This is a genomic window from Ruegeria sp. SAZA006 (genome assembly GCF_059613465.1).
In genome coordinates, this window is sequence record NZ_JBXWSO010000010.1 from 102,490 (window position 1) to 128,070 (window position 25,581).

The window sequence follows — 25,581 nt, forward strand, 5'->3', positions numbered from 1 at the left end:
CCGGATGCGACCGGTTGGCCCCTAGCCGGGTTTGCGGGCGATGATCCAGACGGGGTGATAGGTCAGGCGCACGCCTTCGGGGCCGGAAAACGCGGCGCGATAGCGCGTGCTGAAGTCAGTCAGATCGGCGCGGGTCCAGACCTGCGCCGCGCGGCCGTTCACCCCGGTCTGACGCAGGTGGCGCAGCACGTCCAACGGCGTGTCGAACCACAGCGGTTGCCGGTCTTGCCACAGGTCGAGGATTTTAACCTCAGGGCCGATGCCTGCGGCCAGATCATCGGGGGCGCGCAAGCCGGGCGCGCGGGCCGCCGACCCCAGCGCGGAAAGCTCGGTGTACTGGTCGGGGCCGAATCCCGAAATGGCCACCCAGCCACCGGGTGCGACCTGATGCATGGCGCGGCGGACCACGGCCGCCGGATCGTCCAGCCATTGGACCGTCGAGGCCGAGGCGATCAGGTCGGGCCGCGCGGGCCATGTCACATTTCGGATATCGCCGTGCAGGAAATCCGCGCCCCATCGCCGCGCAGTTTCCTGGGCCTCGGCCATAAGGTCGTTGAGCGTGGACCGGGTGAACGAAAACTGCTGGTGCAGCGCCTCGGTCAGATGGCCGGTGCCGCAGCCGATTTCGAACAGGGTGCCAAAATGGCTGGGCGCCCCGAGATCGACCAGCCGCTGCGCCAATGCGCGGGCGATCCGGGCCTGCGGGCCAGCGGCGCAATGATAGCTGCCGAAGCTGCGGCTGAAACTGCGCCGGATGCGGTCGGTGGGCATGGCGTTCATGCGAACCACTCCGCCCAGGTCTGCCCCGCCGCGAAAGGCTGGTGCGGGCCAGGGATGCGGCGCACGGTGTCCGATTGGCCCCAGGCCATTTCCTGCGCAGCCGTCGGCACGATGCGGTCCGAAGCGGAGATCCAGACCCGGTCGAACCCGGGATCGGGCGCAGGTCCGCGCGCCGCGATGGCCCGCAGTTCCTCGGCCGCGGCGGCAAAATCGATCCCGGGCGCGGGGCCTTCCAGCCCGGCGCGGCGGCAGAACCGGGCAAAGCTGGCCGCGCTCAGGCCATCAGCCGTGGCCGCCACAGTCTCGGGCGCGATGCCCCGGTCTGCATCTGCAGGAAACAGCGTGCCGTTGATCGCAACCTTGCGGACACAGGTCAGCCCGTGCCCCGCCAGCCAATGCGCGGCCGACGCGACGCCGAAGGAATAGGCCAGCAAGCGGACCGTGTCATAGTCGCCGGTTTCGGGCAACGCGTCATCGAGGTTGCGATAGTAGTCCACCACTAGAACATCCGCCGCCCCGGTCAGGCGCGCAAACGGCGCAGGACCCAGCGCCCACCCGCCGAACACCAGCGTCAACTGCGCTCCGCCGTCACGGGTCAGCCAGTGCCGCCTCATGCGTCGCCTCGCGCCAGTTCGACCATGGCCGCCGTCACCAGGCTCAGCGCGTCGCCCGAGATCACATAGGGCGGCATGCAGTAGATGTTTCGCGCGAAGGGACGCAGCCAGACCCCGGTTTCCGGCGCCCGCCGATGCGCGATACGAGGATCGACGGTGTCCGTCATCTCGATCACGCCGATGGCGCCCAGCACCCGTACATCGGCGACGCCGGGCAGGCTGCGCGCCGGTTCCAGTTCGGCCTTCATCTGCGTCTCGATGGCCCGTACACGGGACTGCCAGTCGCCGTCTTCAAGCAGCCCCAGGCTGGCGATGCCAGCCGCACAGGCCAGCGGATTGGCCATGTAGGTTGGGCCGTGCATGAACACGCCGGCCTCGCTGTTGCCGATGCCATAAGCCACCTGTTCGGTGGTCACCGTTGCGGCAAACGAGATATGCCCCCCCGTCAACGCCTTGCCCAGGCAGATGATGTCCGGCGTCACCACCGCATGGGTGGCGGCAAACAACTCTCCGGTCCGGCCGAACCCCGTGGCGATTTCATCGAAGATCACCAGAACGTCGTGGGCCTGACACAATGCCTTGGCCCGGCGCAGCCACTCGGGGTGATAGAAATACATGCCGCCCGCGCCCTGCACGACCGGTTCAAGCACCAGCGCAGCCAGCCTGTGCGCCTTGTCCCGCAGCAACTGTTCCAGAGCGTCGAGTCCGTTCTGCGCCGGGTCCCCTGGCCAGTCATCGCCCAGACGAACGGACGGGCGCGGCAGGAAATGCTGGATCGACAGCGCACCGCGGAACAGCCCGTGCATGCCGTTGACGGGGTCGCAGACGCTCATCGCCTTCCAGGTGTCGCCGTGATAGCCGCCGCGGATCGTCGCGAACTCGACCTTGTCGGTGCGGCCATGGGCCATCTGGAACTGCACCGCCATCTTCATCGCCACCTCGATCGAGACCGAGCCGCTGTCGCAATAGAAAATCCGGTCCAGCCCCTCGGGCAGCAAGGCCACCATCTTGCGGCCAAGATCAATGGCGGGCCGGTGGGTCAGACCGCCGAACATGACATGGGGCATCCGGTCCAGCTGCTGCTGCATGGCGGCGGTGATCGCCGGGTGACGGTGTCCATGGATGGCGCACCACCAGGAGGACATGGCGTCGATCATCTTCACCCCATCCTCGCGGAACAGATACACGCCCTCGGCCCGGTCGATCAGATGCATCGGGCCCGGGTCGGCCACGTTCGTGTAGGGGTGCCACAGGTGGCGGGCGTCAAATTCCAGCGGGGTCACAGGGCACCTCGGATCGTGTCCATGTCGATCGCCTCGAAGGCATGGCGCAGGGTGTCGGGTGTCAGACTCTCGATCTGGCCGAGGCGTCCCAGGTGGGGCACCTGCGACATCTGGATGATGGTCTGTTCGACCTCGGGTTCGGGGTCGCCGATGAAGGCAACGCCAACCACCGGGCAACCGACCCCGCGCAGCGCCATCAGCGACAGGGTCGTGTGGTTGATCGTGCCCAGGGCCGTTCGGGCCACCAGAATCACGGGTGCCTGCCAGCGGGCGAACAGGTCAAGGTAATAGGCCTGCCGAGTCAGCGGCACCATGACGCCCCCTGCCCCTTCGATCACCAGCGGGCCATCGGTCTGCGGCAGGGTCAGCCGGTCAAGGTCGATCTCGACCCCCTCGGCCTCGGCCGACAGGTGCGGCGAGGCGGGCAGGTTCAGCAGATAGGTCTCGGGCAGGACCGGTTGGCCGGACAGGCGCGCCACGATCTGGCTGTCGGTCTCCTCCTCAAGCCCCGACTGCACGGGCTTCCAGTACCGCGCGCCGAGGGCGGCGGTCAGCCCGGCGGAAAACACGGTCTTGCCGACACCGGTGTCGGTTCCGGTCACGATCACTGAGGTCATGCGGTTCCTGCCTGTTGTTCGGCGATGGCCTGAAACACCGCCGTGATGTCCTGTGCGCCCACGTTGCCGGTGATCGAGACCCGCAGCCGCGAGCTGCCGCGCGGAACGGTGGGTGGGCGGATGCCGCGCACGTCAAAGCCTCTCTGTTGCAGTCGCACAGCGCGATCCATCGTGGCCGCATCCTCGCCCACGATTACGGGCATGATCTGGCTGTGAAATCCGGTCAACCCGCACAGGCGCGCGGCCTCGGCATGGGCATGGGCCATCCGGTCGCGCGCGGCCAATGTCAGGCCAGGATCCTGCCCCACGGCCCGCAGCGCGCCCCGCACGATGGCGGCGTCCAACGGCGACGGTGCTGTCGCAAAGATGAACGGCCGTGCCCGGTTGATCAGTGTGTCGATCATTTCACGCGGTCCGCAGATCAGCCCGCCACTGGCGCCCAGCCCCTTGCCGCAGGTGTGCAGGGTAAGCACCTCGGCGTCCAACCCATGGGCCAGTCCCTGCCCGTTCGGGCCGAAGACGCCCGTGGCGTGGGCCTCGTCCACAACCAGCACCGCCTGCTCGGCTCGGGCCAGCTCGGCCAGGGCGGTCAACGGGGCCAGATCGCCCTCCATCGAATAGACGCTTTCGACCGCGATCCAGACCTGGCCCGTGCCGCCTTGCGCACGCCAGTCGGCCAGCACCGCGCGGGCCGCCGAAATGTCGTTATGCGCAAAGCCACGGGTCTCGGCCCGACCCAAGCGCATCCCTTCATGCGCGCTGGCATGAACCAGCTCGTCATGCAGGATAAGATCCCCGGCTGCGGGCAGGGTCGAAAAAATGGCTTGATTGGCCTGAAACCCGCCGCCCATGTACAGCGCCGCCTCGGCGCCGAAAAAGGCGGCGGCCTCGGCTTCCAGCGCCTCGTGCTCGGGGTGGTTGCCGCGCAGCAGGCGCGACCCGCCCGAGCCCAGCGGAACGCCGCGGTCCAGCGCGTGCTGCGCCGCGCGTTTCAGAACATCGGAACCGGCCAAGCCCAGATAGTCGTTGGATGCAAAATCAAGCCCCGTGCGGGGCGCAAGCCTGCGCAGCCGATGGCGCGTTTCCAGCACCTTCAGCGCATTGCCCAGCCTTGCGGTCGCTGTCATTCGGCCGCGTCCACGCGGGCCTCGGACTCCGCCTCCATCGGCTGGATGCCCAGCTTGGCGAACAGGATCGCGTCCTTGCTTTCCTCGGGGTTTTCGGCGGTCAGCAGCGTGTCGCCGGCAAAGATCGAGTTGGCACCGGCAAAGAAACACATGGCCTGCATCTCGTCGCTCATGTCGCTGCGGCCAGCGGACAAACGAACGTGGGACTTCGGCATCATGATCCGCGCCAGCGCGATGATGCGCACGAAATCGATCGGGTCGACCGGCTTGGCGTCAGCCAACGGGGTATCAGCCTGCGGCATCAGCATGTTGATCGGAACCGAGTCCGGCGCCTCGGGCAGGTTGGCCAACGTCACCAGCATGTCGATCCGGTCCTCGCCATTTTCGCCCATGCCCAGAATCCCGCCCGAGCAGACCTTCATACCCGCCTCGCGCACGCGGTTCAGCGTATCGATCCGGTCGGCGAAGGTGCGGGTGGTGATCACCTCGGGGTAGTAACGCTCGGACGTGTCGATGTTGTGGTTGTAATAATCCAGCCCGGCATCGCGCAGCTGCACCACCTGGGTGTCGTCCAGCATGCCCAAGGTCATGCAGGTTTCCATGCCCATCGCCTTGACGCCCTGAATCATCGCCACCAGCGCATCCATGTCGCGCGCCTTGGGTTCACGCCAGGCGGCGCCCATGCAGAACCGGGTCGAGCCGGACTCGCGCGCCTTGCGGGCCTCGGCCAGGACGCGTTCGACCTCGATCAGTTTCGAGGCGCTCAGCTTGGAGCCGTTGCGCGCGGATTGCGAGCAATAGGCGCAATCCTCGGCGCAGCCGCCGGTCTTGATCGACAGAAGCCGCGACATCTGCACCTTGTTAGGGTCAAAATTCTCGCGATGTACGGTCTGCGCCCGATACAGAAGATCCATCAGCGGCAGGTCATAGATGGCCTGAGCGGTTTCGCGGGTCCAGGTGTTCGATGTAGCCGACATTTTATAGATAATTTTTCCCGATGATTCAGATTTACTCGGGTTTATCAATAAAGCTGGAAAACGCAACATCCGCGATGTCACAGGCGCAGAAAATGACCGTGACCGCTAACGGCGATTCAACCGTGAAGTGGCTTGTTGTTCGCCGCCCGATAGGCCTGCACATAACCGCGCGCGACCGAACGGACAGCGCGACCGATCTGGGTGTATGCCTCATCCGGCAAATTGGCGAAAGATACTCGTGCGGACCAGTTCGGCGCATCGAAACCGCTGCCGTTCAGCAGCACGATCCCATAGTCCTCGGCCAGTTTGAACGCGATGTCCAACGGGTGGACGTTCTTCTTGATCCAGTCCACGACCTCTTCGCCGACGTATTTTCGCAGCCAGAATTCGAAGTCGATGATCCCGTAATAGGCATCATAGTGATCACCCGGCTGGACCTCGATCCCCAAGGCTTCGGTCAGCAGGTGGAACCGTCGATGCACCAGTTCGATACAGGCGGCCTGATAGGCTTTCTTTGTGTCGACCAATTCGCAGAGCGAGAACAACGTCATCATGACTTGCTGCGGCAGGGATAATCCGGCGGTGTGGTTCAGGGCCACATCCCGGCTGTCGGCCACCAGCCTGTCGACGAATTTGATCTCGCTGGGGTGCAGGCTGAGCGTGCCGTAACGCTTGTCGAGCTTCTGCTTGATCTCGGCCGGGTGCGCGGCGAGCTTTTCGTCAAAGATATTATCCTGGGCGACAGCAATCACGCCGAGCCGCCAACCGGTGCAGCCGAAATATTTCGAATAGGAATAAACGCCGATCGTGTTGCGGGGCATGTAGCCCATGACCGAGGTGAAATCATGTACGAAAGTGCCGTACACATCATCGGTCAGGACAATCAGGTCCGGCCTGTGGTTCTCGATCAGATCCGCGAGTTTGCGCAGAGAAGCATCGCTGAGGGCCACCGACGACGGATTGCCCGGATTGACCAGAAAGAAGGCCTTGACCTTGGGGTCCTTCAGCTTTTCGACTGCAGCATCGGTCAGTTGGAACCCATCCTCCTCGTCCGTTTCAACGTGAACGGACTCGAGGCTGTAATCCTCAAGTTCGGGCATCTCGAGATAGGGCGTGAAGATCGGCGTGCACAGGGCAATCGTGTCGCCCGGGTTCAGCAGCCGGTTGGCCTTGAGCGATTTGAAGATATAGCACATGGCCGCCGTGCCGCCTTCCACCGCAAACAGGTCGAACTGCGCATCGGGACGGTGCCCGGCACACATGGCCCACATCAGGTATTCGTGGGCGATGGCGGCGTTGTGTTTCAGAATACGGTCGGGAACAGGGTAGTTGTCGCCGATGATCGAGTCCGTCAGCTCGTGCACGAATTCGTCGGCGTCGAAACCAAAGGCCCGGATGGCGTGGTCGACCACATCCAAAAGCGTGTCGGCGCCCGGCATCTCGGAATTTGCCTTGCCCCACTCCAACAGACGGTCATGGCAACCTGCCATTGCCGGCATCCCCCCTAGACCCGCCGGATGATTCATGACGCGGCGCGACTCGGTCACGGCAAACTGGCCAAGCGCAAAGAACGCTTCACGCGGGCGGGTGGCGACCCAATTGGGATTGCCCCGGCCGGCATTCAAAAAGGCGCTGTTGGATTTCCGCGCCTCGACCGAGGCCAGCTTGATCAACTCGTCCTTGATCTGAAAGGGGCTGAGGGCTTCGTAATCGTGCAGTTTCAATCTGTCCATGACTCAAGACCTTTCCAAATCAACTGAGGATCAAAACGACGACCATCCCGAATATCGTCAGCAGGGTGTTTCCGATCGCGTAGGGCATGCCGTAGCCCAAGGCCGGAATCCGGCTTTGCGCGGCCTCCTGGATCATGCCGAGCGCAGCCGTCGTGGTGCGGGCGCCCGCGCAGGCACCAAACAGGATGGCAGGGTGGAATTTGAATACGTAATGCCCGACATAAACCGAGAAAATCATCGGCAAAGACGTGGCCACAATGCCCCATAACAACAGCGCGACACCCGCCTGCTGCAAACCGGCCACGAAACCGGGCCCGGCCGATATCCCGATGACCGCGATGAAGACATTCAGGCCCAGCGTATTCATCAACCACAGCGACGGTGCGGGAATGCGACCGAAGGTCGGGTGAACGGTGCGCAACCACCCCAGCAGCAGCCCGGCCAGCAACGCGCCACCAGTGGTCGACAGGCTGATTGGAAAACCGCCCATTGTAATTGCAAGCGTGCCGATGACACCCCCGATGAAAATGCCCCAGCCCACAAAGGCCAGATCGGTCGTGTCAACGGGCCGGTCGGCGTACCCGATTTCGGTAATGGCCGCCTCGACATGGCGCTTGCTGCCCAGAATGGTCAGAATGTCACCGCGATGCAGAACCGTGCCCGGCAGCAGCGGCAGATCAATCATGTTGCGCGTCAGCTTCGACACATACACGCCACGTGCCTGAGGCATCTTGCTGAGCTCATCCAATGTCTTGCCGTGCACGTCCTTGCTTGTGATCAAAACGTCCAGTTTTTCCGATGGGATGCTCAGCAGTTCGGGCGCATCGGCTTCCTTGAGGCTGGGCTCGAGCGCTCCGACAAGATCACCGCGCCGGCCTGAGAACATCACGACATCACCCGCTTGCAGCACCGTGTCCGCGTCAACCTCGACGATCTTGCCACCTCGGCTGAGTCGTTCGGCATAGACGCGGACGCCCGGCAACAGGTCCTTGACCGGCTGGCCGAGCAATTCGCTGCTTTCGGGAATCTCAAAGGCGCGCGCCTCGATCGCGCGATAGGCCGAAACGATGCCGCCGCCGGTCTCGACATCCTCGCCGCCACTCAGCTTGGCCTCGTATTCCTTGCAGGCGGCCATCAGGTCAACACCGATCAGGCGCGGGCCGATCTTGGCCAGAATGATCGCCGACCCGATCGTGCCGTAGATATATGTCACCGCATAGGCGACCGGGATCTGGTTGGAATAGGTTTTGGCCTGCTCGGCCGACAAACCCAACTGGTTGATTTGGTCGGTCGCCACTCCGATCGCCGCAGAAATCGTTTGCGAGCCGGCATACAGACCCGCGGCGTAGCCAAGCTCGAGCCCGGCGATCTTGGCCGACACGGCCGGCACGACCAGACACAGGGCGAGAACGCTCAGCGCAAAAAGCACCTCGCGCGCGCCGTCAACTTTGAGGCCGCGAATGAACTGTGGCCCAACGCCGTAGCCAACTGCGAAGATGAACAGGATGAAGAAGGTGGACTTCACCGCTGAATCGATACTGATCTGTGCCTGCCCGATCACGACGGCCGCCAACAGGGTGCCCGTGACCGAACCCAGACTGAACCCCATGACCTTGATTGGTCCGACCAAAAAACCGATGCCGATGGCGAGAAAGACAGCCAGTTCCGGATAGGTTTGCAGAATATTCGCCAGCCAATCGACCATACTGCGCCTTTCGGGTTTGTTGCGTCGCTCAGACCACCCTGAACGTCAGCTGTCCGGAGGCCCGGACGATTGCGATCAGCGCAGGAATTTCCAAGGTCACGATACCCCACGGGGACCGTTTGTCCATTGAGTTATCTGAATTTGTTTGGCTACCGAGCCGCTCGCAACTGTGTCCGCCAGCGGCGGCACAGGTCTGGAAAATCGTCGGCAACCGCCTGGATCAATCGAACCTGCGCACTGATTTCGGCCCCTGCAATGTCACGGAATGCAGGGACAGGGAATGATCCATGTTCCGCATACGGTGGCGCAACATTTCACGACCAAGCCGCGCCAAATCAGCTGCGTAGTCAGGGTTTGCGGCGACATTCTCTGCCTCGCCCCGACCGTGGTGGTCGAACAACAACGGCGGCAGGTCGGCTGCAAACTCGACCAGGGTAAAGCGTTCGTCACGCAGGATGCCCAGACACGAGTCGCTGTGACCCGTCCCAAGCTCACTCTGAAACTGAGTGGGCGTCAGCGGATCGGCAAAGTCCAGCTCACTGAAGGAATACCGGCGCCAGTCCTGTGGCACGGCCCCACGAAGCAGCGGCAGCAAGGATCGACCATCCATCGAGTTCGGTATCTCTTGCCCTACCCAGTCCAGGATCGTGGGTGCGACATCAATTGACTCGGTCGGCACTTCGACACGCTGGCCGGCCATCTGAGCGTTGCCTGGCATGCGAATGATCAGCGGCGTGTGGTAGGCCGCGTCATACACTGACATTTTGCCCCAGGAATAATGATCGCCCAGCATCTCGCCATGATCCGCGGTGATCACCACCAGCGTGTCATCGTACTGGCCGCTGTCCTTGAGAAACCGGATGACCCGGCCGATATGATGGTCAACCTCGGTTGCCAATCCAAGATAGACGGCCCGCAGGGTCTGAATGTTCTCATCCGTCGGCCCAACTTCGGAAAAACCTTGCACGCAGTCTTTTGGTGTATTCGAGTCCAGAGCGGGTCCAAAGAACGGGTGCACGGCCTTTTCGTCCTCGGGGCTGGGTAGACGGTTTGGCAAAGGCAACGCGTCGGGATCGTACATCCGGTTGTAGGGCGCGGGGGCCACCAGTGGCGGATGCGGACGGATATACGTCAAATGCGCGAACCATCCCGAGTTCCGATAGGCGGCAATTCCGTCCAGAAAACTGTTGGTTAGAAATGCGGTGTCGCTGTCCTCGGCCGTGTAGAGGGCCGGGTCGTTCAAGTTTGGGGCCGACCCATCCAGCGAAACCGGCTTGTAGAGATCCCAGTAGTCTTCGAACTCGTATCCCCGGCGCATCAAGTAGGACCGCCAAGGAAAAGACTCCTCAAGGCGCATTTCGAGTACTTCGTGAAACCCGTGCATCGGGTTTTCGTAGGTCTTCACCGACGGATCATTCGGATGATGAACCCGTGGATCGGCCGAGGTGTCCGTATAGCCGAACAGCATCGGCAGATAGCCGGCTTTTCGCATCTCGGTCGCGATGTTCGGCGTGTCATGGCGCAGCGGCGTGCCATTGCGGACCGAACGATGGTTCATCGCGTATTGCCCGGTCAGAATAGAGGCGCGGGACGGCCCGCAGGGATTGGTAACGGAAAAATGCCGGTCGAACGAAACGGCCTCGTCCATGAAGGCGCGCAGATTGGGCAGGTCGACATGATCAGCCAGAGCACCGCGCAGACAATCGGCCCGCAATTGGTCGATGATGATGAAAAGAACGTTTCCTGCTTGGCTCATGCCGTGATTCCCATTGGAAAACTGGTGTTCGACGGTGCGGACTGTGTCGGGGTTCCCTCGGGCAGGCAACCGGTTTTGTGCCAATTCTCGCCTCTTGGGCGACCCGGGCCGTGCAAACCGGTAACCCCCGCACCCAAATCGCCGCCCGGTTGAACAAAGCCATTGCGGGTCGGAACAGTTTCCCGTCTGATACCGGCATGACGAAGCCCTCGATCGCAGTCGAACAGGAAGGCGGCACAGCGCGCGTGATTGTGTCTGGCGAAATGCTGACACAGTCGTTGAGTGGCGTCGAAGACGCCTTTCGCGCCACCCGCCCGGATGCGGCGCATGTGACGGTCGACATGTCCGAAATCGATGCGCTGGACACCGGCGGCGCGTGGCTGATCGCAGACCTGAAAAACCGGTGCTCGGCCATGGGAGCGACCGTGGCTTTCGACGGGTTGAAACCGGCACATTCCGCGCTGCTGGAAACCGTCTCGGAGAACATTCCGAAGGACATTCCCGCCGAGGCCCCGCCAAAAGGCTTCATGCCATGGCTTGAGAGCCTGGGTCAATCAACAGTGGGCGCCGGGCGCGACACCATGTCGATCCTCGGCTTTCTGGGCCTGACCCTGCACCGGCTGGGCCGCACGATGATCATGCCGTGGCGCCTGCGCCGCGCCGCGGTCGTGTCGCAGATGGAGGAAACCGGATTCAAGGCCCTGCCCATCGTGGCGCTGATGGGGTTTCTGATCGGCGTGGTTCTGGCTTTTCAAGGGGCCACCCAATTGAAACAGTTCGGCGCGGAAATTTTCGTGGTTGAGCTGATCTCGATCTCGGTATTGCGCGAGCTGGGTATTCTGCTGACCGCCATCATCGTGGCTGGTCGATCCGGCTCGGCCTTCACCGCCTCGATCGGGTCCATGAAAGTGCAGGAAGAAATCGACGCCATGCGCACGCTGGGCCTAGACCCGATCGAGGTGCTCGTCATTCCACGGGTTCTTGCGCTGCTTATCATGCTGCCGATCCTAGGCTTCGTGGCCGACATCGCCGGCCTTTTTGGCGGTGCCCTGATGAGCTGGATCGATCTGGGCGTCAGCCCCGGAATGTTCATTACGCGCCTAAAGGAGAACACCAGCGTCTGGCATCTGGCGGTTGGGCTGATCAAGGCGCCATTCTTTGCCATGGTCATCGGGGTAATCGCTTGTTGGCAGGCAATGCAGGTCAAGGGGTCAGCCCAAAGCGTCGGCCAGCGCACCACTGCGTCGGTTGTTCAGTCGATTTTCATGGTCATTGCCATTGACGCGCTGTTCTCCATTTTCTTCTCCGAGATCGGTGTCTGACATGGATGGATCCGCTCAGACATCGACCGCCAAGCTGGACGCGCAGCGCGAAGCGGTGATCCGTGTGCGCAATCTGCGCAACCAGTTCGGTCCGCAGGTGGTGCATGACGACCTGAACCTTGATGTCTGGCGCGGCGAAGTGCTGGGCATTGTCGGCGGGTCCGGAACCGGCAAGTCCGTCCTTCTGCGCACCATTGTCGGGCTGAACAAACCCGCTGCGGGTAGTATCGAAGTTTTGGGCGTCGACGTGCTGAACGGCCCAGAGGCCGACCGACGCCGCATCGAGAAACGCTGGGGCGTTGCCTTTCAGGACGGGGCACTGTTTTCCTCGCTGACCGTGCTTCAGAACGTCATGGCCCCGTTGCGCGAACACACCGGCCTGAGCGAGAGCTTGATGCGGGCGCTCGGCAGCCTGAAAATCGGTCTGGTCGGTTTGCCGCAACTGAGTTGTGGCAAGTTCCCGTCAGAGCTGTCAGGCGGGATGCGCAAGCGGGCCGCGCTGGCCCGGGCGCTGGCATTGGACCCCGAGATCGTGTTTCTGGACGAGCCCACCGCCGGGCTGGATCCCATCGGCGCCGCGGCCTACGACGAATTGATCGGAGAATTGCAACAGGCCTTGGGATTGACCGTTTTCATGGTAACACATGACCTAGACAGCCTGTACGCGATCTGCAACCGCGTTGCGGTTCTTGCAGAAAAGCGCGTGCTGGTGGAAGGTCCGATTGAAGACATGACCAAGGTCGACCACCCTTGGGTGCAGGAGTACTTCACAGGCCCCCGGGCCCGCGCGGCGCAACAGAAGGGGCAGGACAGGTAAAGGCGATGGAAACCCGGGCGAACTATATCCTGATCGGCGCGTTTACACTTGCGGGCATCCTCAGCGCGTTCGGCTTCTTCCTGTGGCTGGCCAAGTTCGAAGTCACCCGCCAATACGCGTACTATGACGTGCTGTTCGACAACGTGTCGGGCCTGTCAGCCGCCGGTGGCGTCAGCTATAACGGCCTGCCCGTGGGACAGGTGATTTCGCTGGACCTGGATGACGATGACCCATCCAAAGTAAGGGTCCGGCTTGAGGTTGATGCAGACATTCCGGTGACCACGGACACGATCGCGCAGTTGCAGTCGCTGGGGGTGACCGGCGTCAGCTATGTCGAGCTGTCGGGCGGGTCGCCCGATGCCGAGAGGTTGCCGCAGAACAGTGTCATCAAAAGCAAGCGCAGCGCCATCCAATCCCTGTTCGAAGGCGCACCCAAGGTCCTGGACGAGGCGGTGACCTTGCTGGAAAACCTGAACGCGGTGGTGGATGACAACAATCGCAAGGCCGTGTCGGACATCCTCGACAACCTGGCTTCGGCCTCGGGCCGGCTGGACAAGACCCTGAACGATTTTGAATCCCTGTCCAGCGATCTGGGCGGCGCGGCGAAGGACATCGGGGCCTTCACCAAACGCCTGGATCAGTTGGCCGATACTGCAGAAACCACGCTGACCACCGGAACTGATACGCTGAACAGCATCAAAACGGCCTCGGAATCGGCCAAAACCGCACTGGACAGCGCGAACCAGACGCTGGCCAAGGCCAACAAGGTCATCGAAGACGACGTTCGCCCCTTCATCGAACGCGGGTCGCAACTCGCGGACCGCCTGATCGGGTTGTCGGATGAAGCCGCGGTCACCATGGCAACCGTCAACAACACGTTTGCCAACGCCAACCAAACGCTCGACTCGGTGACCTCGGCCATGGATACGGCGAAAGGAACTCTGGCATCCGCAGAACGCGCGTTCGACTCAGCCAATCGCGTGATGGACGAAGACGTTGCACAGGTTGTTGCCGACATCCGAAACGCCGCCACCAAAGTGGCCGAAACGGTAACGAACGTAACCGACAAGATCGACCAGATTTCAGCGGACGTTCTGAGCGCGTCGCAATCGGCATCGGACCTGTTGGGAACGATCGACGGCATCGTTCAACAAAACCGCCGGCAGGTTTCGGACTTCCTGCGGGTCGGACTGCCACAATTCGTTCGTTTCGTGGAAGAATCCCAACGCCTTGTCATCAGTCTGGACCGTCTTGTCGACAAGGTCGAGCGCGACCCCGCGCGTTTCCTTCTGGGCACCCAAGCATCGGAGTTCCGTCAATGATCAGGTCCCTTCTTCTGACCCTTGTTATCACGACGCTGGGCGGATGTGCCGGTCTGGGCACGTTGAAACAGGCCTCGAAACCGAACGACCTTTATCTGCTGACCCCCAAGAGTACATTCTCGCAGTCTTTGCCCCGGGTGCAGAAACAGATCGTCATCCAGGAACCCACTGCAACCGCTGCGGTCAATACCGACCAGATTGCCGTGCAGCCAACGCCCCTGCAGGTCCAGTATCTGCCGCGTGCCCGGTGGGTGGATCGAGCACCTTTGATCGTTCAGGCGTTGATGGTCGAAAGCTTTGAAAACAGCGGTCGCGTCGCCGCCGTGGGCCGTTCGACGGTCGGCCTGCGCGCCGACTACGTCATCGTTCCGGACCTGCGCGAGTTTCAGGGGATTGTCGTCGGAGAAACCGAAAACTCGAAAACCGTAAAGATCGAAGTGCGAATGAACATCAAGATCATCGACGAGTTCGAAGACAAGATCATCGCCTCAAGCTCGTTCCAGGAAGCGGTTGTTTCGACCAGCGACGAGACGCCGGATCTTGTCGCCGCTTTTGACACCGCCTTGGGCAAAACCATGCGCGACGCGGTTGAGTGGAGCGTGCGGAAGATTCATTCACACGCCGCCAACAATCCGCGCCCGTCGTTGAACTGACGCGGATTGCCCACCCTTTATTTTGACAGGGATTGCGCCAGACGCATCAGGGTCACGGCTTCGGCCCGGTACCCGAAAGGATCGCTCCCACGGGCCGTGTTGCCCATCGCAATTGCATCATCATAGCTCCAGTCGGACAGGTAAGTGCCGCCGCGCAACAGCTGGCCGAAACCTGCAATCGCGACCGAAAACCTCACGTCATCCGTCTGGCGGCCCTGCCCGTCCAAGATCGGTCGCTCGATCAACTGGCTGCGCGTGTCGCCGGGTGTTTTGTACCGCAGCTTAAAATAGCCGATTTCATTACTGTCCGAAGCGGGGGCGGTGTTTCCATACCGTAGCGGTGCATTGCGAATTGCGTTGGAGCCGACCGGCGTGACTTCGTAGATCGCGGTCACGCTGTGGCCTGCGCCGATGTCGCCCGCATCAACAGCGTCATTCGAAAAGTCCTCGCGGCGCAAAGCGCGAGTTTCGTACCCGATCAGGCGGTACTCGGCGATTTGGGTAGGGTTGAATTCGACCTGAATCTTGACGTCGTTGGCAATCGGAAACAGCGCACCGGTCAGTTGGTCAACCAGCACTTTGCGGGCCTCGCTCAGCGTGTCGATGTAAGCCGCCTGTCCGTTTCCGTTCTGGGCCAGGGCCTGCATCGTAGCCTCATCAAGGTTACCGCGCCCGAAACCCAAAACGCTCAGATATGTTCCGCTGTCGCGCTTGTCAGAGATAAACTCCTTCAGAGCTTCGGGATCGGACAGGCCAACGTTGAAATCCCCGTCCGTGGCCAGAATGACCCGCGTCACCTCGCCCTCGGCGGCCATGTCTTCAGCCACCTGATAGGCTTGCTGAAGCCCGGCTTGTCCCGCTGTGGATCCGCCCGCGTCCAATTGTTCGAGCGCCCGCAGGATCTTGGCCTGGTCGGCTGCGGATGTCGGCTCCAGAACCTGGCCCGCACTGCCTGCATAGGTCACGATCGATACCTGATCCTCGGGTCGCAACTCGGGCAACATCAGGCGCAGGGACTGTTTCAACAAGGGCAACTTGTTGGCGTCCTGCATCGAACCTGAGGTGTCGATGAGAAAGACAAGATTGAGCGCCGGGCGCTCTTCGATCACCGGAAGCGTTCCCTGAATGCCGATATGGACCAGCCGAGTACCGGGATTCCATGGGCTGGGCATGACCGTGATGCTTGGCTGAAACGGCACCGCGCCGTCCGGCGCCGGATAGGTGTAGGGAAAGTAGTTTACCATTTCTTCAATCCGCACCGCGTCACGCGGGGGCAAGTGACCAGCCAGAAGCGAGGACCTGACGATGGCGTAAGATGCGGTGTCGACATCAATCGAAAACGTCGAAACCGGTTCTTCCGCAGTGACCTTGAGTGAGTTGGTTTCGGCGTTTGCAAATTCTTCGGACGACTGCTCGGGTCGCGCTGGCGGACGAAAAGCGTCACTCGAAACCGAAGGGGCCACTGTGCTGTCACCGAGGTGGCCTTGCGAGAGAAGGCTGCGTTTTGCTAGAGGTTCCCGCGCTTCTTCCACAACTATCGGCGCTTCGACAACGGGTTCCTCAAGAACCATCTCAGCCGTTTCAGCGTCTGATTGTCCGGATGGCCGAACCGCCTGCGGCTGGCCGATCACCCGGGTCTCGGTATCGAAACTCGGGGACAGCACACCGTCCCGTGTCTGCGGCACGATCATGATCAGCGTCACGGCAGCGATGGCTGTTGTGGCGGCCAGCGCGCCGCGGCTCGAAATTGCATTCAACATGGCTTTGGTTCCTTCTGTCACGCGGGCCAACGGGCCTCGCTTGACATTGGGACGCGTACCGGGTCGGGATCCTTGGAGATCAGCAAAGTTTTTTCTGGCCAGTTCCAGATTGACGGCCCGCCGCTTTTCATCCGCTGCAGGCGTTGCGGCATCCAACAGTGTTTTCAGATCATCGAGCTCATCACTCATTGGGCAAGCTCCTCTTGTTTGATCGCGCGCAGGCGCTTTCGGGCTTCGGACAGGCGCCATGAGACCGTGCCCTCGGACACGCCCAGCACGTCGGCGGCCTGTGCATGGGTCATTTCTTCATCCAGCGTCAGCGCCAGTGTCTGACGCAGATCTTCGGGCAAGCTCTGCATGGCCCTTTGCAGCCATGACAGGGCCTCGGCCGCCTCGACGGCTTCAGCGCGCCGCATCTTTTCCACATCGCCCCAGCCGATTGCTGCCCGGTTTCGGCTGGCCGTTCGACGCCGCGCATCGTGTGCCGCGTTGCAGACGACCCGATACAGCCAGGTCGTGAACTTTGCATTCGCTCGAAACCCGACAATTTTTGCGGGCAAGGCTGCACATATGTCCTGCGTCAGATCTTCGGCGACCTCGGCGCTGCCGGTCAGCCGAAAGGCCAGCCGGAACACGCGGTCATAATGCCGTCCAAGCAGCGTCGCGAACGCTTCCGCGTCCCCGTTGGCGGCCCCATGGGCTAATTCTTCATCCGAGGTCAGTTTGCTCATTCTGACTATTCAGACGCAGGACAGGAGCGGATCCTTGGACCATTCGAGAAAAAACTAGAAATGGCTGGCCGACGCCTTCTGCCAATCCGCCGCAAATTCCTGCGGCACTGTATCTTTCAACAAGGCACCTGGCTCGATTAAGGTGTAAAGTTCCGCATATGAGCACTCGCGCTCGTTGGCAATTCGGCGGTAGATATCGGATGGGCCAAGGTCAGATACGCGCTCTTTCCCCATGGCACCCAGTATTTCGCGAAAGCTTTCCAGGGTGGCGTCATGAAAGCGGTGAACCCGTTTGCGTTTCTGCGGCACGTTGACCGCGCGGCCACGAATGGGATCCTGTGTTGCCACGCCCGACGGGCAGCGGTTCGTATTGCAATGCAGGGCCTGAATGCAGCCCACGGCGAACATCATCGCCCGCGCCGCATTGCACATGTCGGCTCCAAGCGCGAATTTCTCGATCATGTCATAGCCGGTTGCCACTTTGCCTGAACAGATCACCCGGATCTTGTCCCGCAGACCTACTCCGCGCAGACAGTTGTTCACGAAGATCAGCCCTTCGTTCAACGGTACGCCCAAACGGTTGGTAAATTCCACAGGCGCAGCGCCGGTCCCTCCCTCGGCCCCGTCAACGGTGATGAAATCGGGCAGTATGCCCGTTTCCAGCATGGCCTTGCAGATCCCCATGAACTCGGACCGGTTGCCGATGCACAGCTTGAACCCGACCGGTTTGCCCCCTGACATTTCGCGCAGGTGCTGCACGAAATGCATCAAGCCCGTTGGCCCGTCAAAGGCCGAGTGAGTGGGTGGCGAAATCACATCCTGATGCACGGGTACGCCGCGAATAAGCGCGATCTCTTCATCGACCTTGGCCGCCGGCAGAACACCACCATGGGACGGTTTCGCGCCTTGGGACAGCTTGATCTCAATCGCCTTCACGACCTCCTTCTGGGCATTCTGGGCGAACTTGTCCTTGTCAAAGCCGCCCTCTGCCGTCCGACATCCGAAGTATCCGGTGCCAATCTGCCAGATGATATCGCCGCCTTCGGCAAGATGGTGCGGCGACAGCCCGCCCTCGCCCGTGTTGTGTGCGAAACCGCCATCCTTGGCCCCGCCGTTCAAGGCGCGGATCGCGTTGGCGCTAAGTGCTCCGAAGCTCATCGCTGAAACGTTCAGCCGCGATGCGAGATAGGGCTTTTCACACTGAGGACCGCCAAGCATCACACGCTTCTCGCTTTCCGGAACGTCCTTGGGCGCAAGCGAGTGGTTGGCCCGGTGATACCCGACTTCGGTGATATCGTACTGGGTGCCGAAGGCCTGAGTGTCGACCTGTCCTTTTGCTCGTGAATACACCAGCGCGCGAATGATCCTGTTGAAGGGCCGCCCGCTTTCGTTGGTTTCCACGAAATACTGGCGGATTTCCGGGCTGACGAACTCCAGCATATACCGGAAATGGCCCAGAACCGGATAGTTGTTCAGTACGTTGTGTTTGGTGGTCAGCATGTCGTACAGCCCGACCAACGCGTAAGGGACCAGCAAAATCAGCAGCCAGAATGCCGGAGGCCAGTACAAACCCCAGACCACGGTCAAAGGCAGAACCACATAGGTCACGACATAATAGATTCGACGTACGATCATCTTGCTCTCCCTTGGGCCAATCGGTCAGAGGTTGGCCTTGAGTTCCTTGACCCAGTTGTCCCACTGAGCGTGTTCACCCTTGGCCAGCAGGATGCCTTCTTTCAGTTTCGACATGCCGAAACCCCAGGCCATCTTGGTATCGATATGCGGAGGCATGACCAACTCGCCGGGTGTGACCATGGCTTCGATGATGAATGGCTTTCGGCTGGCTTTGGCCCGCGCGACGGCCTCGGGGATGTCAGCCGCATGTTCCACACGGACACCATCCCCACCGCAAACCCTCGCGTATTCCGCAAAGTCCGGGTTCACCAGATCGGTAGCAGCGGGATTCAGCGGATAACCCGCCACCTCCATCTCCATCTTCACGAAGCCGAGCGTCTGGTTGTTGAAGACCAGCACCTTGATGGGCCACTCGTAGCGCACGGCAGTCACGAAATCCTGCATGGACATGCCAAAGCCGCCGTCCCCGCAAAAGGCCCAAACCTCGCGCTGCGGATCCAGTGCGGCGGCTCCCAACGCCGAAGGCAACCCGGACCCCAGTGACGAATGGTTGAACGACCCCACCATGCGCCGTCCGCCTTTCATCCGGGTATGACGCGCCACCCAGACCGTGCATTCGCCGATGTCCATTGCAAATATCGCGTCATCGGCAGCCTGGTCGGAGACCTGCCGCGCGAACAGCTGCGGGTGGAGTGGCTCGGTGTCGCGCTCGAGGCTGGAGTCGCGGTCTTGCTGCGCAAGCCATTTCGTACACAGCTTGACCTGGTGATTGGCAAACGACCTGTCATCCTTCGCTGCCAACTTAGGCAAAAGCAGATCCAGCGTCGCGCCCACATCTCCCAGCAAGCCCGATGCGATGGGCGCGCGGCGTCCCAGATGTTCGACGTTGCGATCGATCTGGATGATTTTCGCTTTTTCCGGCAGGAACCACTCGTATGGGAAGTCCGTCCCCAGCATCACCAGCACATCGCAGTCGCGCACTGCATGATACCCGCCGGGATTGCCGATCAACCCAGTCATCCCGACCACGTTGGGATCATCATAGTCAAAGATGTCCTTGCCCTTGAGGGAATGCGTGATCGGCGCATTTAGCCGCTGGGACAGAGCCAGAACCTTGTCCTTGGCTTCTCGGCATCCCACGCCGGCGAAGAGGGCGACTTTCCTGCCCGCGTTGATGATCTCGGCCGCCCGGTCGATTTCGGCTTCGGGCGGGATCAGCGTTGATGGCGTTTTCAGGATCGGGTGCAATTGGTGCAAGCTGGGCACCTGCTGTTCGGATACGTCGATAGGCAGTTCGATCCGCACGACCTCGCGGTTGATCAAGGCGCGTTGCACGGCGATCTGAGCCAGTCGCGGCATCTGGTCCGGCGAATTGATCACTGCCTGATAGCCGCAGACATCCTCGAACACCTTCTCCAGATTGACTTCCTGGTGGTACCCGGTCCCGCGCTCCCGATGAGCGACCTGACCTGTGATCGCCACGACCCCTGCACCCTCGCGCCGGGCATTGTACAGCCCATTGATCAGGTGAAGCGCTCCGGGACCGACAGTTCCGGCACAAATCCCGATCCCGCCGGTCAGATGCGCCTGGGCATAGGCTGCATAGGCTGCGTTTTCCTCGTGCCTGACCCCGATCCATTCGAACCGGCCATCCCCGCGCATGGCTTCGAGCAGGGGGTTGAGCGCATCGCCCGTCACGCCGAAGATCTGGCGTCCTCCGGCATCCGCGAGAATATCCAGCAATACCTTGCATACGGAATTGGACGTCATGACCTGCCCTCTGGTTCCGACCCCATCGGGCCTGTCCCGATAGATCGTGGGCAGGTTGCCCTTTGATTGCAAGCCTTTGTACGGCCACCCCAAGCATCGGGCGGATTTGCGGTGGCTTAGTTGCGGCGGTTGAACCCGGGCGGCACAGCCGCTATCCAAATCCAAACCCCACAGGCGGAGAAGCGTCCTTGGCCAAAACTCAGGCGGCAGTTTCGGGGAAGCCCATGATGTACGCTGCCGTCTTTGTCGGCGGGGCGGCCGGGTCGATCCTGCGCGAACTGTTTGCGCTGGAAATTCCGGGGATGCCGTTGCTGACATCGACCTTCGGCATCAATGTCGTGGCCTGTTTCATTCTGGGATGGCTCTACGCCATACGAGGCCGGGTGCATGCCCATGTTCTGCACCTCGGGGCAGTTGGTTTCTGCGGCGGATTGTCGACGTTTTCGTCCTTTGCCGCCGAACTGGAACGGATCGCTGAAACCGACGGCTGGTCGGTCATCTTCCCGTTGGCGGCCGAAGTCATCTGCGGTTTGGGCGCGGCCATTCTGGGCGAGGCAGTCGGACGCCGCCGCCACTCAGGGGAGCGGGCCGAATGACCGATCTGTATCTGCATGCGGTGTTTGGACTGGGCGGCGGACTGGGAGCAGTCCTTCGCCACTGGGTCGCGCGGGCCATCACCCACGACCTGCCGGTCTCGACGCTGGTCGTGAACGTATTGGGCAGCCTGTTGTTGGGGCTTTGGATCGGCTACCTGGGCGGGCCCGTGGAGATGGCCGAAGAAGAAAAGCGCCTGGTTTTCGGTTTTTGCGGAGGGTTCACGACATTCTCCAGCTTTGCCTACCAGTCTCTTGAACTGCAGCGTGAGCGGACGATTGTCCTTGCGGGTGGAAACATCCTGCTCAGCCTCGGACTGTGCTGGCTGGCCCTGTGGCTGGGACTGTGGGTGATGGGCTAGCCGGTCGCTACATGCCCGGCATGTGCATCCGCATAGCCAGATTGCCCAGAATCCAGACCGTTCCAAGAATGATGATCAGCAGAACCAGCGTCGAGAACAGGACCAAATCCAGATCTTCGCGGCTGCTGCGGCGACGGTCGATATGCAGGAAATAGACCAGTTGAACGATCAACTGCGCCAGACCCAACAGCCCAATTGCAAGATAGACACCCTTGGTCTCGATGCCGAACCAGTAGGCGATCGCAAACACGATGAGTGTCAGCAACAGCGAGCCGCCATAGCCGACGACATACCGGCGCCGCTCACGCCTGTGCATCTCGGACCGTTTATCCATAGGTCAGCCCTCCGAAATACACGATGGTGATGATGCCGATCCAGATCAGGTCAAGGAAGTGCCAGAACAGGGCCAGCCGCACCACGCGCGAGATCACGAGGTCGGTCATCCCCATGACCCGCAGTTGAATGCCCAGAACGACCAGCCACACACAGCCCGCCGCCACATGTAGCCCGTGCAGAGGCACCAGCCCGTAGAAGGCGGACAGGAAACCGCTGCGCTGCGGGATGCCGCCCTTTTCCGCCATCGACATGAAATCGCGGATCTCGAGGACCAGAAAACTCAGCCCAAGCAGCAGTGTAACCCCGAACCACAGGACGATCCGACCGCGCGGCAGGTTGTATTTCAGCGCCAGCATGGCAAGTCCAACAGTCAGGCTGCTGGTCAACAGGATCAGCGTCTGGGCAAAGATGCTATAGAGATCGAACAACTCGTGCGGGCCTGGCCCACCGGCCTGTGCGTCGATCATGGTGATGTAGACGCCGAACATCAGCCCGAAGTAGACCAGATCGCTCATCAGAAAGACCCAGAAACCGAAGGTCACCACTTCGGTCGCCTTGTGCGCGCTGGCATGACGACGCCCAAGGTTCAGACCAGGGTAACTGTGGGTTGGTGCAGGCTTCATGTCGCCGCCTCCAGATCCGGTCGGGCAAGCCCGGTGTTTTCTGGCGCGCCTTCGTGATCCCGGTTCACAGGGGTCGCGTTGCGGACAAGGTCCAGCCAAGCCTCGTGCTGCCTGCGCACGTCTTCAGCAGATACAACTTCTTCGGTATCGGTCTGAAAGGTCCACAGGATGAATGACAGGATCATCATCACTGTCACCAGCGCCGCCAGCCACCAGATCCACCAGACCAGCGCAAACATCCACACACCGCTGAGCACGCAGAGCACGAAACCGATGCTGGTGTTGCGCGGCATAGTGATGTCCTCGTACCGGTCGGGGTGCGGGTAGGCCTCGCCACGCTCTTTCGCGGCGGCGAAATCGTCGCGGTCCGTGACATGCGGGATGATCGCGAAATTGTAGGGCGGCGGCGGCGCGGGGATCGACCATTCCAGCGTGCGGGCGTCCCAGGGGTCGCCAATCGGAACGCGGCTCTGTTCGCGGTTGCGGATACTGACCCACAGCTGCATGACGACCGACAACAGCGCGGCCAGAATGACCAGCGCGCCGATGACCGCAACAATCATGTAGGGGTGAAAGCTCGGGTCCTCCCAGCTGTAGGAACGGCGCGGCATACCCATCAGGCCCACGAAATACAGCGGCAGGAAGGTCAGCATGAAGCCCACCGTCCACAGCACGACTGATATCCGCCCCCAGGCCTCATCCAGGCGGAAGCCGAACGCCTTGGGAAACCAGTAGTTGTAGCCAGCGAGCAAGCCGAACAAGACACCCGGCAGCAACACGTTGTGGAAATGCGCGACCAGGAACAGCGTATTGTGCACCTGATAGTCGACGGTCGGATTGGCCAGGATCACACCGCTGAGCCCCCCGATCACGAACAGCATCAGAAAGGCCAGCCCGTACAGCATCGGCACCGAGAACCGGATGCGGCCGCGATACAGGGTGGCCATCCAGTCATAGACCTTAACGCCGGTGGGAATGGCGATCAGCATCGTGGCGATCCCGAAGACCGCGTTGATCAGGGCGCTTTGGCCCATGGTGAAGAAATGGTGCAGCCAGACGGTGAACGACAGCACCGCGATCGACATGGTCGCGATCACCAGCGAGTTGTAGCCATAGAGCCGCTTGGCCGAGAAGGTCGCGAAGACTTCGGAATAGATGCCATAGGCCGGCAGAACCAGCAGATAGACCTCGGGGTGGCCGAACAGCCAGAACAGGTTGGCATAGTTCATCATGTTGCCGCCCAGGTCATTGGTGAAGAAATGGAAATCAAGATACCGGTCGGCGGCCAGCAACAGCGCCGCCACCCCCAAAGGCGGCATGGCGAACACGATCAGGATCGAGCTGCAGATGATCGTCCAGCAATACATCGGCAACCGCATGAATTTCATCCCCGGCGCGCGCAGCTTGTAGATCGTGACGGCAAAGTTGATCCCCGTCAGGGTGGTGCCAATGCCCGACACCACGATCGCCCAGATCCAATAGTCCGGCCCCACGCCTGGATTGAAGGCCGCGCCGGTATAGGGCGGATAGGCCGTCCAGCCGCCGGTGGAAAACTCGCCCACCACCAGGCTGACCATCAGCATCATCCCCGCCGAAACCGTCAGACCGAGGCTGATCTGGTTCATCACCGGAAAGGCCACGTCGCGCGCGCCGATCATCAGCGGGACGAGGAAATTCGCCAGTCCGAACACGAAGGGCACCGCAACGAAGAAGATCATGATCGTGCCGTGGGTGCTGAACAGCTCGGCAAAGTGTTCGGCCTCGAGGAACCCCTCGCCCGGCCCGGCCGCCTGTTGGGCGCGCATCACGACGCCTTCCAGAACGCCGCGCGCCAGCATGACGATGGCAAAGACGATATACATGATGCCGATCTTCTTGTGATCCGCGCTGGTCAGCCAGTCACGCCACAGCGGCCGCCACAGGCGAAACAAGGTGAGCAGTCCCAGAACCGCGACCACACCGACGATCACCACGCCCGCCGCGGCATTGGCCACGATTTCATTCGTGTTGGGATCCTGGATCAGCCCGGCGATGGGGAAGGCATCCCAGTTCAGACGGCCGAAGAAACCGGACTCGGCAGATGTCATTGCTTGTCCTCCTGGCCGAATTGGGCGGTTCCCGGTTGCTGATCCTGCGGCAGAGGTTGCCCGTTGTGATACCGGCCCAGGATGCTGTGGAACAGATCGCCATCATCCAGACGGAAATACAGCGCATTGTCCGGCATCTGCGCGGTGCCAAGCGCGTTCTGAACCTCGTCCCGGTCCGTCCGCATGGCTAACATCCGGTAGGTTGAAGGGTCCAGAACGATACCGTTCTGCCGAACACGGTCGACCCATGAGTCGAAATCCGGCGGCGGCATCGCGACCGTCTGGAACTTCTGCTTGGTGAAGCCGCGCCCGTTGTACTGGGTGTTTTCGCCCTGCATTTGTCCGGGGGCATCAGCCACGAGATGCAATTGGGTCGTCATTCCCGGCATCGCATAGATCTGCCCTGCCAGGGCTGGAACCATGAACGACTGCATCACCGTGTCCGTCGTCAGTGTCAGGGCGACCTGTTGTTTTGTCGGTACCCCGAACTCACCCACCGTCGCGATGCCCAGGTCGGGGTAGATGAACAGCCATTTCCAATCCAGCCCCACCACCTGCACGCGCAGGGCCGGTTCATCGCCGAACGGGGCCGCGTAAGGGTCCAGCCGGTGGGTTGCTTTCCAAAGATAAAAGGACAGCAGCGCCACGATCACCACCGGCACACCCCACATCGCGGTTTCCAGCATGGGCGAGAAATCCCATTTGGGCCGATAGGCAGCCGGGCTTTGCGCGCGGCGCCGATAGCGTAGAGCGATCAAGGGGACCAAAACCAAAACCGGAATGACCGCGATCAGGATCAACGCGGTTGCGCGCACCAGGTGTGTTTTTTGGACCGCCGCAATAGGGCCTTGAGGATCCATGAAACTGTCGCTGGCCAGAGCCGATTGCGCCGTGCCCAACCACAATACGACCACGATCAGCGCTGTCAGTACCGCAGGTATAGTCCTGTTTCCACTCACGCCGGATCGCCCTCATCAA

At 61.5% G+C, this 25,581-nt stretch carries 23 protein-coding genes; 6 read left to right on the top strand and 17 right to left on the bottom strand.

Features of this window, described 5'->3' with window-relative positions:
* Positions 1–21: 21 nt before the first annotated feature.
* The 9 genes from AC2FNZ_RS10055 to AC2FNZ_RS10095 all read right to left on the bottom strand — a co-directional run bounded on the left by AC2FNZ_RS10055 (position 22) and on the right by AC2FNZ_RS10095 (position 10,592).
* Positions 22–780 (bottom strand): methyltransferase domain-containing protein, encoded by a 759-nt coding sequence (locus AC2FNZ_RS10055; RefSeq protein WP_496840463.1) that lies wholly within the window; start codon positions 778–780, stop codon positions 22–24.
* Positions 777–1,394, bottom strand: coding sequence for a pimeloyl-ACP methyl esterase BioG family protein (locus AC2FNZ_RS10060; RefSeq protein WP_496833471.1), 618 nt, complete (start codon positions 1,392–1,394; stop codon positions 777–779). The genes AC2FNZ_RS10055 and AC2FNZ_RS10060 overlap by 4 nt, the downstream gene beginning before the upstream one ends.
* On the bottom strand, positions 1,391–2,677 hold the full coding sequence (bioA, locus tag AC2FNZ_RS10065; RefSeq protein ID WP_496840464.1) for an adenosylmethionine--8-amino-7-oxononanoate transaminase: 1,287 nt from the start codon (positions 2,675–2,677) through the stop codon (positions 1,391–1,393). The genes AC2FNZ_RS10060 and bioA overlap by 4 nt, the downstream gene beginning before the upstream one ends.
* Positions 2,674–3,294, bottom strand: coding sequence for a dethiobiotin synthase (gene bioD, locus AC2FNZ_RS10070; protein ID WP_496840465.1), 621 nt, complete (start codon positions 3,292–3,294; stop codon positions 2,674–2,676). The genes bioA and bioD overlap by 4 nt, the downstream gene beginning before the upstream one ends.
* Entirely contained in the window at positions 3,291–4,421 is a 1,131-nt protein-coding gene (locus tag AC2FNZ_RS10075) for an 8-amino-7-oxononanoate synthase (protein WP_496840467.1), read from the bottom strand. The genes bioD and AC2FNZ_RS10075 overlap by 4 nt, the downstream gene beginning before the upstream one ends.
* Complete coding sequence (gene bioB, locus AC2FNZ_RS10080) at positions 4,418–5,398, bottom strand: biotin synthase BioB (protein WP_170341916.1); 981 nt, start codon at positions 5,396–5,398, stop codon at positions 4,418–4,420. The genes AC2FNZ_RS10075 and bioB overlap by 4 nt, the downstream gene beginning before the upstream one ends.
* 116 nt (positions 5,399–5,514) lie before the next feature.
* Complete coding sequence (locus AC2FNZ_RS10085) at positions 5,515–7,131, bottom strand: bifunctional aspartate transaminase/aspartate 4-decarboxylase (RefSeq protein ID WP_496840469.1); 1,617 nt, start codon at positions 7,129–7,131, stop codon at positions 5,515–5,517.
* Positions 7,132–7,150: 19 nt separating this feature from the next.
* Positions 7,151–8,836 carry an aspartate-alanine antiporter gene (gene aspT / locus AC2FNZ_RS10090; protein WP_496840471.1) on the bottom strand — a complete coding sequence of 562 codons (1,686 nt, stop codon included), beginning with the start codon at positions 8,834–8,836 and terminating at the stop codon, positions 7,151–7,153.
* 220 nt (positions 8,837–9,056) lie between these two features.
* Entirely contained in the window at positions 9,057–10,592 is a 1,536-nt protein-coding gene (locus tag AC2FNZ_RS10095; protein WP_496840472.1) for a sulfatase-like hydrolase/transferase, read from the bottom strand.
* 197 nt (positions 10,593–10,789) lie between these two features.
* On the opposite strand from AC2FNZ_RS10095, the gene AC2FNZ_RS10100 reads away from it, so the two are divergent.
* The 4 genes from AC2FNZ_RS10100 to AC2FNZ_RS10115 are packed head-to-tail and all read left to right on the top strand — an operon-like array spanning position 10,790 to position 14,706.
* Positions 10,790–11,914: an ABC transporter permease gene (locus AC2FNZ_RS10100; RefSeq protein WP_093963726.1), complete on the top strand. Its 1,125-nt coding sequence runs from the start codon at positions 10,790–10,792 to the stop codon at positions 11,912–11,914.
* Position 11,915: 1 nt separating this feature from the next.
* Complete coding sequence (locus AC2FNZ_RS10105) at positions 11,916–12,731, top strand: ABC transporter ATP-binding protein (RefSeq protein WP_496840473.1); 816 nt, start codon at positions 11,916–11,918, stop codon at positions 12,729–12,731.
* Positions 12,732–12,736: 5 nt separating this feature from the next.
* Positions 12,737–14,053 carry an MlaD family protein gene (locus tag AC2FNZ_RS10110; protein ID WP_093963117.1) on the top strand — a complete coding sequence of 439 codons (1,317 nt, stop codon included), beginning with the start codon at positions 12,737–12,739 and terminating at the stop codon, positions 14,051–14,053.
* Positions 14,050–14,706 carry an ABC-type transport auxiliary lipoprotein family protein gene (locus tag AC2FNZ_RS10115; protein WP_093963118.1) on the top strand — a complete coding sequence of 219 codons (657 nt, stop codon included), beginning with the start codon at positions 14,050–14,052 and terminating at the stop codon, positions 14,704–14,706. Before AC2FNZ_RS10110 ends, AC2FNZ_RS10115 begins: the two co-directional genes overlap by 4 nt.
* Positions 14,707–14,723: 17 nt before the next feature.
* Here the strand turns inward: AC2FNZ_RS10115 and AC2FNZ_RS10120 are convergent, their stop codons facing one another.
* The 4 genes from AC2FNZ_RS10120 to AC2FNZ_RS10135 are packed head-to-tail and all read right to left on the bottom strand — an operon-like array spanning position 14,724 to position 20,602.
* Positions 14,724–16,655: a vWA domain-containing protein gene (locus tag AC2FNZ_RS10120; RefSeq protein WP_496840475.1), complete on the bottom strand. Its 1,932-nt coding sequence runs from the start codon at positions 16,653–16,655 to the stop codon at positions 14,724–14,726.
* A complete protein-coding gene (locus AC2FNZ_RS10125; RefSeq protein WP_170341899.1) occupies positions 16,652–17,197 on the bottom strand; it encodes an RNA polymerase sigma factor in 546 nt (181 codons plus the stop codon). The genes AC2FNZ_RS10120 and AC2FNZ_RS10125 overlap by 4 nt, the downstream gene beginning before the upstream one ends.
* Positions 17,198–17,251: 54 nt before the next feature.
* Positions 17,252–18,832 carry an FMN-binding glutamate synthase family protein gene (locus tag AC2FNZ_RS10130; RefSeq protein WP_496840476.1) on the bottom strand — a complete coding sequence of 527 codons (1,581 nt, stop codon included), beginning with the start codon at positions 18,830–18,832 and terminating at the stop codon, positions 17,252–17,254.
* A 24-nt stretch (positions 18,833–18,856) separates the two neighbouring features.
* Positions 18,857–20,602, bottom strand: coding sequence for a thiamine pyrophosphate-dependent enzyme (locus AC2FNZ_RS10135; RefSeq protein WP_496840478.1), 1,746 nt, complete (start codon positions 20,600–20,602; stop codon positions 18,857–18,859).
* Positions 20,603–20,826: 224 nt separating this feature from the next.
* Between AC2FNZ_RS10135 and AC2FNZ_RS10140 the strand changes: the two genes are divergently transcribed.
* Together AC2FNZ_RS10140 and AC2FNZ_RS10145 are read left to right on the top strand one after the other, a co-directional pair.
* Positions 20,827–21,198: a fluoride efflux transporter FluC gene (locus AC2FNZ_RS10140; RefSeq protein ID WP_496840479.1), complete on the top strand. Its 372-nt coding sequence runs from the start codon at positions 20,827–20,829 to the stop codon at positions 21,196–21,198.
* Complete coding sequence (locus AC2FNZ_RS10145; protein WP_170341325.1) at positions 21,195–21,557, top strand: fluoride efflux transporter FluC; 363 nt, start codon at positions 21,195–21,197, stop codon at positions 21,555–21,557. Before AC2FNZ_RS10140 ends, AC2FNZ_RS10145 begins: the two co-directional genes overlap by 4 nt.
* 7 nt (positions 21,558–21,564) lie before the next feature.
* Here the strand turns inward: AC2FNZ_RS10145 and AC2FNZ_RS10150 are convergent, their stop codons facing one another.
* From AC2FNZ_RS10150 to AC2FNZ_RS10165, 4 genes are read right to left on the bottom strand one after another with little or no spacing between them, the layout of a single operon-like run.
* Positions 21,565–21,891, bottom strand: coding sequence for a cytochrome o ubiquinol oxidase subunit IV (locus AC2FNZ_RS10150; protein ID WP_254435610.1), 327 nt, complete (start codon positions 21,889–21,891; stop codon positions 21,565–21,567).
* Positions 21,884–22,516, bottom strand: coding sequence for a cytochrome c oxidase subunit 3 (locus tag AC2FNZ_RS10155; protein ID WP_093963125.1), 633 nt, complete (start codon positions 22,514–22,516; stop codon positions 21,884–21,886). The genes AC2FNZ_RS10150 and AC2FNZ_RS10155 overlap by 8 nt, the downstream gene beginning before the upstream one ends.
* Positions 22,513–24,603 carry a cbb3-type cytochrome c oxidase subunit I gene (locus tag AC2FNZ_RS10160; protein ID WP_496840480.1) on the bottom strand — a complete coding sequence of 697 codons (2,091 nt, stop codon included), beginning with the start codon at positions 24,601–24,603 and terminating at the stop codon, positions 22,513–22,515. The genes AC2FNZ_RS10155 and AC2FNZ_RS10160 overlap by 4 nt, the downstream gene beginning before the upstream one ends.
* Positions 24,600–25,562 (bottom strand): cytochrome ubiquinol oxidase subunit II, encoded by a 963-nt coding sequence (locus tag AC2FNZ_RS10165; RefSeq protein ID WP_496840482.1) that lies wholly within the window; start codon positions 25,560–25,562, stop codon positions 24,600–24,602. Before AC2FNZ_RS10165 ends, AC2FNZ_RS10160 begins: the two co-directional genes overlap by 4 nt.
* Positions 25,563–25,581: the final 19 nt, after the last annotated feature.